General features: G+C 62.8%; 10 protein-coding genes and 1 pseudogene. 8 read left to right on the top strand and 3 right to left on the bottom strand.

Annotation, left to right across the window (positions count from 1 at the left end):
* Nucleotides 1-7: 7 nt before the first annotated feature.
* Nucleotides 8-307, bottom strand: a complete 300-nt coding sequence (locus O7A61_RS29510; protein ID WP_027144775.1) for a putative quinol monooxygenase — start codon at nucleotides 305-307, stop codon at nucleotides 8-10.
* A 115-nt stretch (nucleotides 308-422) separates the two neighbouring features.
* Between O7A61_RS29510 and flhA the strand changes: the two genes are divergently transcribed.
* The 3 genes from flhA to O7A61_RS29495 are packed head-to-tail and all read left to right on the top strand — an operon-like array spanning nucleotide 423 to nucleotide 3,644.
* A complete protein-coding gene (flhA, locus tag O7A61_RS29505; RefSeq protein WP_127869888.1) occupies nucleotides 423-2,510 on the top strand; it encodes a flagellar biosynthesis protein FlhA in 2,088 nt (695 codons plus the stop codon).
* Nucleotides 2,507-3,259 carry a flagellar biosynthetic protein FliR gene (gene fliR, locus O7A61_RS29500; protein ID WP_337132752.1) on the top strand — a complete coding sequence of 251 codons (753 nt, stop codon included), beginning with the start codon at nucleotides 2,507-2,509 and terminating at the stop codon, nucleotides 3,257-3,259. The genes flhA and fliR overlap by 4 nt, the downstream gene beginning before the upstream one ends.
* A gap of 1 nt (nucleotide 3,260) precedes the next feature.
* The gene (locus tag O7A61_RS29495; protein WP_337132750.1) at nucleotides 3,261-3,644 is read left to right on the top strand and encodes a hypothetical protein; all 384 of its coding nucleotides are present in this window, start codon (nucleotides 3,261-3,263) and stop codon (nucleotides 3,642-3,644) included.
* Between the two features lie 111 nt (nucleotides 3,645-3,755).
* Here the strand turns inward: O7A61_RS29495 and O7A61_RS29490 are convergent, their stop codons facing one another.
* Nucleotides 3,756-4,649: a LysR family transcriptional regulator gene (locus O7A61_RS29490; RefSeq protein ID WP_337132749.1), complete on the bottom strand. Its 894-nt coding sequence runs from the start codon at nucleotides 4,647-4,649 to the stop codon at nucleotides 3,756-3,758.
* 154 nt (nucleotides 4,650-4,803) lie between these two features.
* On the opposite strand from O7A61_RS29490, the gene O7A61_RS29485 reads away from it, so the two are divergent.
* The 5 genes from O7A61_RS29485 to O7A61_RS29465 all read left to right on the top strand — a co-directional run bounded on the left by O7A61_RS29485 (nucleotide 4,804) and on the right by O7A61_RS29465 (nucleotide 7,718).
* Entirely contained in the window at nucleotides 4,804-5,457 is a 654-nt protein-coding gene (locus O7A61_RS29485) for a hydrolase (RefSeq protein WP_337132748.1), read from the top strand.
* 225 nt (nucleotides 5,458-5,682) lie between these two features.
* A complete protein-coding gene (locus O7A61_RS29480) occupies nucleotides 5,683-6,255 on the top strand; it encodes a rod-binding protein (RefSeq protein ID WP_337132747.1) in 573 nt (190 codons plus the stop codon).
* Nucleotides 6,256-6,268: 13 nt separating this feature from the next.
* Nucleotides 6,269-6,694, top strand: a complete 426-nt coding sequence (locus O7A61_RS29475) for a hypothetical protein (RefSeq protein WP_027144780.1) — start codon at nucleotides 6,269-6,271, stop codon at nucleotides 6,692-6,694.
* A 29-nt stretch (nucleotides 6,695-6,723) separates the two neighbouring features.
* On the top strand, nucleotides 6,724-7,245 hold the full coding sequence (locus tag O7A61_RS29470) for a hypothetical protein (protein WP_337132746.1): 522 nt from the start codon (nucleotides 6,724-6,726) through the stop codon (nucleotides 7,243-7,245).
* Between the two features lie 188 nt (nucleotides 7,246-7,433).
* Nucleotides 7,434-7,718: an SCP2 sterol-binding domain-containing protein gene (locus O7A61_RS29465; RefSeq protein WP_337106018.1), complete on the top strand. Its 285-nt coding sequence runs from the start codon at nucleotides 7,434-7,436 to the stop codon at nucleotides 7,716-7,718.
* Nucleotides 7,719-7,808: 90 nt separating this feature from the next.
* On the opposite strand, the pseudogene O7A61_RS29460 reads toward O7A61_RS29465, so the two are convergent.
* Nucleotides 7,809-8,013 (bottom strand): annotated as a pseudogene (locus O7A61_RS29460) (GNAT family N-acetyltransferase); the annotation flags it as partial.

Raw genomic sequence — 8,013 nt, 5'->3', positions numbered from 1 at the left:
GGACCGCTCAGGTCGGCATGGCTTCGCCGGCCTCGTAGAGCATGAGATTGCGCTCGCCGATGCCGAGGCCCGGCCAACTCGCGCGCCAGTCGGCGATGTGCGGCGAGCGGAAATGCGCATCGAGTGCCGGCCTGTCGCGCCATGCCTCGGTGACCCGGATCAAGCCGGGATCAAGCACATCCTGCGCATAGGAATATTCAAGGCAGCCGTCCTCGGCGCGGCTGGCGCGAACCATGCGTTCCATTACCGGCCTAGCCTCGTCGAGCCTGTTGGGCGGCAGGCGGATCGTACCGATGATCAGCAGCATGGATTGTCCTTCGCGAGAGAGTCGATCCGGCCACTCTCCCACCCTCGCGCAAGCTTGGCCAGCTACCCTCGCCGGGCTGTCGCATGCTCGGCAGCCCTGTGGTTCGAGGACGAGAATGGCGATCAGCGAAAGCATCCAGCCCGGCGCGGTGGCCAAGAACGGCCGCGATATCTTCTTCGCGCTCGGCATCGTCATCATCCTGGCCGTGCTGTTCCTGCCGATCCCGGCCTTTCTCATCGACATCGGGCTGGCTTTCTCGATCGCGCTTTCGGTGCTGATCCTGATGGTGGCGCTGTGGATCCAGCGGCCGCTCGATTTCTCCTCGTTCCCCACCGTGCTGCTCATCGCCACCATGCTGCGCCTGTCGCTCAACATCGCCACCACGCGCATGATCCTGTCGCATGGCAATGAGGGCACGCACGCCGCCGGCTATGTCATCGCCGGCTTCTCCAAGCTGGTCATGGCCAGCGACTTCGTCATCGGCCTCATCGTCTTCATGATCCTGATCGTGGTGAACTTCATCGTCATCACCAAGGGCGCCACCCGTATCGCCGAGGTCGGCGCGCGCTTCACCCTCGACGCCATCCCCGGCAAGCAGATGTCGATCGACGCCGACCTCTCCGCCGGCATGATCGACGACAAGACCGCACAGCTGCGCCGCCGCGAACTGGAAGAAGAATCCTCCTTCTTCGGCTCGATGGACGGCGCCTCGAAATTCGTGCGCGGCGACGCCATCGCCGGCCTCATCATCACCGCCATCAACATCGTCGGCGGCATCGCCATCGGCTACATCAGGCACGGCATGGGCATGGGCGAGGCCGCCGACGTGTTCATCAAGCTGTCTGTCGGCGACGGTCTCGTCACCCAGATTCCGGCGCTGATCGTCTCGCTGGCGGCCGGCCTGCTGGTGTCGAAGGGCGGCACGCGCGGCTCGACGAACCAGGCCGTGTTCGGCCAGCTCGGTGCCCATCCGCGCGCGCTCTACGTGGCGGCCGCACTGCTGGTGCTGCTCGGCCTGATGCCCGGCCTGCCACTGTTCCCGTTCTTCGCGCTGGCCGCCGGCATGGCCGGCCTCGGCTATGTCATTCCGATGCGCCACAACCGGGCCGTCGCCGAGGCCGAGGCGCTGAAAAGCCAGGAGAAGGCGACCAAGGCCGAGGAAGAAAAGAATTCGGTCAAGGCCTCGCTCGCCACCGCAGAGATCGAGCTCCTGATCGGCAAGCAGCTTTCGACCCGGCTGCTGGTCTCGCACCAGGAACTGGTCTTCCGCATGTCCAAGATGCGCAAGAAATTCGCCCAGCAATACGGCTTCGTCGTGCCGGAAGTCCGCGTCGCCGACGACTTCGCCATCCCGCCGAAAAGTTATCAGATCAAGGTGCACGGCACCGTGGTCGCCGAATATTCGATGCGCGTCGGCGAGATCATGGTGCTGCTCGGCAACCGCGACATCCCCGAAATCCCCGGCGAGGAGATCCGCGAGCCCGCCTTCGGCATGCGCGCCTATTCCGTCATGGAGACCTTCGCCGAGGATCTGAAGCGCGAGAACTTCACCTTCGCCGACAACATGTCGGTGCTGCTCACGCATCTCTCGGAAGTCATCCGCAACAACCTGCCGCAGCTCCTCTCCTACAAGGACATGAAGGCGCTGCTCGAACGCCAGGATCAGGAATACCGCAAGCTCGCCGACGAGATCTGCACCACCCACATCTCCTATCCCGGCCTGCAGGCCGTGCTGAAGCTTTTGCTTGCCGAACGCGTCTCGATCCGCAATCTGCATCTCATCATCGAGGCCATCGCCGAGATCGCACCGCATGTGCGCCGCACCGAGCAGATCGTCGAACATGTGCGCATCCGCATGGCCCAGCAGATCTGCGGCGACCTCTCGGAAGGCGGCGTGCTCAAGGTGCTGCGCCTCGGCAACCGCTGGGACCTCGCCTTCCACCAGAGCCTCAAGCGCGACGCCAAGGGCGAGGTGCGCGAGTTCGACATCGATCCGCGCCAGCTCGAGGAGTTCGGCCAGGACGCCACCAAGGCGATCAAGAAACATCTGGAAGCCGGCGAGCGTTTCGTCCTCGTCACCGCGCCCGACGCGCGCCCCTATGTGCGCATGATCATCGAGCGCCTGTTCACCACGCTGCCGGTGCTCTCCCACGTCGAAATCGCCAAGGGCGTCGAGATCAGGGTGCTCGGGACCATATCGTGAGCGTTCTCTCGCAGGCCGTCGTCATCGCGGCGTTTCTCGCTTTCTGCCGCATCGGCGCCTGCTTCATGTTGATGCCGGGCCTGTCCAGCGCCCGCGTTCCGGTGCAGGTCAGGCTGTTCGTCGCTGTCGCCGCCACCGGCGGCCTGCTCGCCTTCCTGTGGGACAAGATCTTTCCCTTCGTTGATCCGCGCCCGCAGGTCCTGGTGCCGATGATCATCTCGGAGCTGCTGGTCGGCGGGCTGATCGGCGCCATGACCAGGCTCTACATGGAAGCGCTTCGCTTCATGGGCTCGGCCATCGCCATGCTGATCGGCTATGGCGGCTCCGGCGGACCGGCGATCGAGGAGCCGGAACCGCAGGCAGCCCTTGCCGCCATCATTTCGTTCTCGGCGCTGCTGATGCTGTTCGTCTTCGACTTCGACCACGAGATCGTCCGTGCCTTGGTGACGTCCTACACGGTCGCGCCGGTCAACGTCTTCTTCAACCCGCAGGCCGCACTGGTCGACATCACGGACACCGTGTCGGACACGTTCTTCCTGATCATCCGCCTCGGCAGCCCCTTCGTCGCCTATGCCATTCTCGTCAATCTGACGATCGGCTTCGTCAACAAGCTGACCCCGCAGATCCCGATCTATTTCATCTCCCAGCCCTTCGTTATCGCAGGCGGCATGCTGATCTTCTATTTCGCCATCGGCACCATGCTGTCGCTGTTCGTCGACGGCTTCGTCGACCTCACACTGGCAAGGTGACATGAGCACGCGCAAGGACCGCTTGAGGAAACTGGTCAAGGTGCAGGAACAGCTGAAAGCCTTGCACGAAAGCCGCCACGCCGCCTTCGTCGCCGCGGCAAACGCCGCCGAGACCGAAGCCCACGAGTTGATTGGCCATTTCGACCAGGACAATTCCCTCTCCAGCCTGTTCCCCGATCTCTACCATCGCCGCATCGCCCAGGCCGTCGTGCGCCAGGAGGAAAGCCTGGAAAACGCGAGGCAGGAAGCCGGCCTCATCGCCGCGGCAAGCGCCCGCACCAACATCGTCGAGCGCGCCTACAAGGACGTGCGCAACCGCGACGAACGCGAGAGATCAGACCGCGAGCGCCTGGACCTGATCGCGCAGAAGCGGGGACAGGAATAGTGCCGAGCTTTTGGCGACCGGGAGGCATGGCGCTGGTCGACCGATTGCCCACAAACACGTGTCTTCCTGTCCCAGGGAGCGCTCCAGCGCAATGCTTCGCCCCGTTCGTGTTTAACGGTCGACACCCCAAACGTCCGGATTTCGTGCGAAGTACTCGATCAGCATTTCGATGAGGACCCGGACTTTTCGCGCGGGGTGCCGACCTGGCGGTCGGACGACATAAGCGCCTGCCGAAGGTGGGGGATAGCGTGTCATCACCGGAACGAGCGCGCCGGAGGCCACATATTCGTATGTGATGCAATCGGGGAGCCAGGCGATGCCGACTCCTGCCGCGGCGGCAGCGGCAAGCGCCGTGGCGTTGTCGGCCTTGAACCTGCCCTGCGGCTGAACCGTGACAATCCTGCTGCCATCCATGAACTGCCAGGCTTCCATTCCCTGCATGAGTGCCTGATGAGTGACAAGCTCATCTGGCGTCTGAGGTGAACCGTGCGCTTTGATATAATCCGGGCTTGCGACAAGCTTTCCATAGATCGGCCCGATGCGCTTCGCGATCAAGTTGGAGTCCTGAAGGTACCCGACCCGGATCGCGCAATCGAAACCCTCCGCGACAAGGTCGACGAAGCGATCACTGTAGGAGGTATGGATCTGGAGCTGAGGGTGCTGATGCGCCATTTCCGCAAGCACGGGAGCGAAGTGGGTCGGGCCAAAAGAAAGCGGCATGGCAACCCTCAGGCGACCGCGCAGATCACCGGTTGGGAGGATCGTTTCCCTGGCTGTGTCGATCTCGGCGCTGGCCCGGGCCGCATGATCCCTGAACGTGATTCCCGCTTCTGTAAGCGCGGCGCCCCGGGTCGTTCGTGCAAGAAGCTGGACGCCAAGCTCCGCTTCAACCCGAGCGAGCCGCCGACTGACGATTGACTTGGAAACGCCGAGCCGACGCGCGGCTGCCGATACGCCCCCTGCATCGGCCACTACGACGAATGTCTGCAAATCCTCGATGTCCAACTTGGCGTTCCTGATTTCGCGACACAGCTTGCCTGACTATGGCACTACCGCATCACCGAGCGGAACAGCAAATTGCGTCCAGGCAACGTCGCCCGCTGGCGCATGTCTCCCGTGAACCCATAGCCGTCGATGGCGGCAGAGAAAGGAAGTTTTGATGACCCCTCGCAACGGTCTTGATTCGCTTCTTCGTCCTGAAGACTCGGTCCTCGTTCTGATCGATCACCAACCTTATCAACTCGCAAACCTGAACAGCCACGATCCGCACATGGTGGTCAACAACACGACCGCGCTGGCGAAGCTAGCAAAAGCCTTCAATGTTCCGACCATTCTCACCAGCGTGATCGCGGTGCGCGGTGGACTGCTTTTTAAGCAGATCACCGACGTATTTCCGGACCAGGAAGTCATCGATCGCACCTGGGTGAACACCTGGCAGGACAAGAATGTGGTGAACGTCGTCAAGGCGACCGGCCGCAAGCAGCTGATCATCGCCGGCCTGTGGACCGAGGTCTGCGTCGCAATGCCTGTGATCCAGGCCGCCGGCGAAGGCTGGGACGTGACTGTGATCACCGACGCGTCGGGCGGGATTTCGAAGGAGTCTCACGAAGTTGCCATCCAGCGAATGATCGCAGCCGGCGCGAACGTGATGACCGTGATGGCGCTCGCTGGCGAATGGCAACGCGATTGGGCACGCACCGAGCATGTCGAGGAGCTGACCGAGATTCTCATCCAGCACTTCGGCGGCAGCGGCATCGCGTATCTTTGGGAGCAGCAGCTTCTCAACACGCCTGTGCTGAGCACGGTGCGCTGATTTTGGGTGGGGGTGACGAAAGTCTTGAGCGATCGGCTCCGAACAAGCTGATTGCTTATCGACCAGCGTCATCCCCTCCGCAATGGAGCAACAACGACTGGATATCATGTTCTGCTTCTGGCACTCGGCAGACCCGATTCCCGCCCCTGCGCCTCCCCGCAAGCCTGCCACAAGCTTGTTGAGGCATGGTCCTGGCTAAGGAAACCCGGCAAAAGGCGGACCTTCTTGGCGATTTCTCCACCCAGCGACATCGTGATGGATGTCGCCCGAGCTGCCGATCCGATGGATATCGAGGCTGCCCGCGCCGCGCTGACGAAGCGCGCCGGGAGCGTCGCCGGCACGTTTTCGGTCGACACCGCGGCCTCGGTCGATGCCGGCTCGATCCTGTCGCGCGCGACAGCTGACAAAGCCGCGGCGACGGCCGATCCTGCCAAGAAATTCAGGAAGTTCGAGGCGATGGTCTTGCAGACCTTCATCCAGAACATGCTGCCCAAGGACACCGAGGGCATCTACGGCACGGGTCTCGCCGGCGACATGTGGAAATCGCAACTCGCCGAGCGCGTCGCCGACGTCATGGCCGATCGCGGCGGCATCGGCATCGCCAAGTCGCTGCTCGCCGACCACTACATGGACGGCAAGCGCAAGGTACCGATCGGCCCGGTTTCGAATGGACCGGAAAAGACCGAGATCGACCGGCAGACCCGTCTGTCCACCTCGCTCGTCCAGGAATTACAGCGCAAGGCCGCCAGGTCGATGACCGGCGACGAGACAACCATAAAAACAGACATCAAGGTCTAGACTGGGAAACACCATGGCCGACTCTTCCGAATTCACCGCCAACCTGCCAGCGCGAGCAACCGCGTCGGACGCACCGACCCCGTTCGCTCGGCCCGGAAACCTTGCCGCCATCATCGGCCGCATCGAGGAGGTGGTCGAGGAAGAGACTGCCGGCATCCGCAGTGATACAAGTTATGACCTCAAGGCGTCGAACGCCCGCAAGAGCCGCTATCTCTACGAGCTGACCCGCGCAATGAAGGGCGGCAGCGAAGCCGAATTCCTGGAGCAGCACCGTGAGGGCCTAACCCGGCTGCGTCAGAAGCTGGCGAAGAACGAGGCCGCGATCCTGGCGCATCTGAGCGCCGTCAACGAGGTTGCCGGCCTGCTGCGCAGCGCCATCCAGCGCGCCGAAACCGACGGCACCTACTCCGCCGGCGAGTTCGGCAGGCAGAAAGGTTAGAGCGCGGCGATGCCGGGCCCAGGTTCAAAATGATCAAGGTCATCGCCATAGCGGTCTGGATCTGCGCCGCCACGCTCGGCGCGGTGTTCTATTCGTTCCAGGCCGCCGGCGAACGCGGCGTAGGCGAAAAACCCAAGCCGATGCTGGGCGGGCTGGACTACGTCAAGACCGACGTCATTTCGGTGCCGCTGATCCACGATTCGAAGATCGACGGCTACTTCCTGGCCAAGCTCGTTTATACCGTCGAGCCGGAACAGATAAAGAAGCTGTCGATCCCGGCCGAGGCGCTGATTACAGACGAGGTCTACAGTTATCTCTATGCCCATCCCCAGATCGACTTCAGCAAGAAGGCGACGGTCGACCTCGATGCCTTTCGCGCCGCCATCCGCGACACGATCAACACACGTGTCGGCGCAACCCTGGTGCATGAGGTCCTGATCGACCAGGTCAATTTCCTGAGCAAGGACGAGATCCGCGACAACTGGCTGCGCCGACGCCAGGATGCCAGCACCCCGGCGCCCGAGACGCCTAAGCCGGTCAGCGCGCATTGAACGATCTGCCCGGTGCCAGTGGTCCCGATAGCAGTTGGAGTCGGGGCCGATTCCTGCAATTCGCGTTGACGTAAACGTCAATCCAAAGCTATATGCGGCAGCGATCGTGATCGCCAGTGATGCCGCATGGAATTCGGCTGGACCGAAGTGCCGTTGCGCGACAGAATGCAACCAGACAGGAGAACAGCGTGAGCGTTCAGGAGATTGCCGAGAAGATCAAGTCGCGCGTGGCCAGCAGCGGGTTCGATCGTTCCGTGAAATTCGACACCGGCAGTGACGGCGTCGTCGTCATCGACGGCGCAACCGTCTCGACCACGGACGCTCCCGCCGACTGCACCATCAAGCTGTCGCTCGACGATCTGGATTCGCTGATCGCGGGCGACCTGAACCCGACCATGGCCTTCATGACCGGCAAGATAAAGGTCGAAGGCGACATGACCGTCGCCATGGCGCTGAGCCAGTTGATCGGCTGAACGGACGCGGCCGCCAGAAGCGGCTTCGAGACAACAAAACGCCGCCTTTTCAGGCGGCGTTTTGTTTGAATGGCAGTTGTGCTTAAATCGTCACGCCGCAAGGTTCGGCGCCTGTGCCTTGAGCTTGCGGCCGGTCGCCTTCAGCGTGCCCTGGGCGCCGTCGAGCGCGCCCTCCACCAGTTCCAGCGCCAGCAGGCGGTGCCGCTCGTAAGGTCCCGGCATGGCGAGCGCACCGGTCCTGGCGGCCGAAAAGCCGAAGCGGCCATAATAGGGCTCGTCGCCGACCAGCAGGATC

This window comes from Mesorhizobium sp. Cs1321R2N1 (assembly GCF_037179725.1).
Lineage (GTDB): Bacteria > Pseudomonadota > Alphaproteobacteria > Rhizobiales > Rhizobiaceae > Mesorhizobium > Mesorhizobium salmacidum.
Note: the sequence above shows the minus strand (reverse complement) of the source record. Positions and strands in the feature narration are given on the sequence as shown.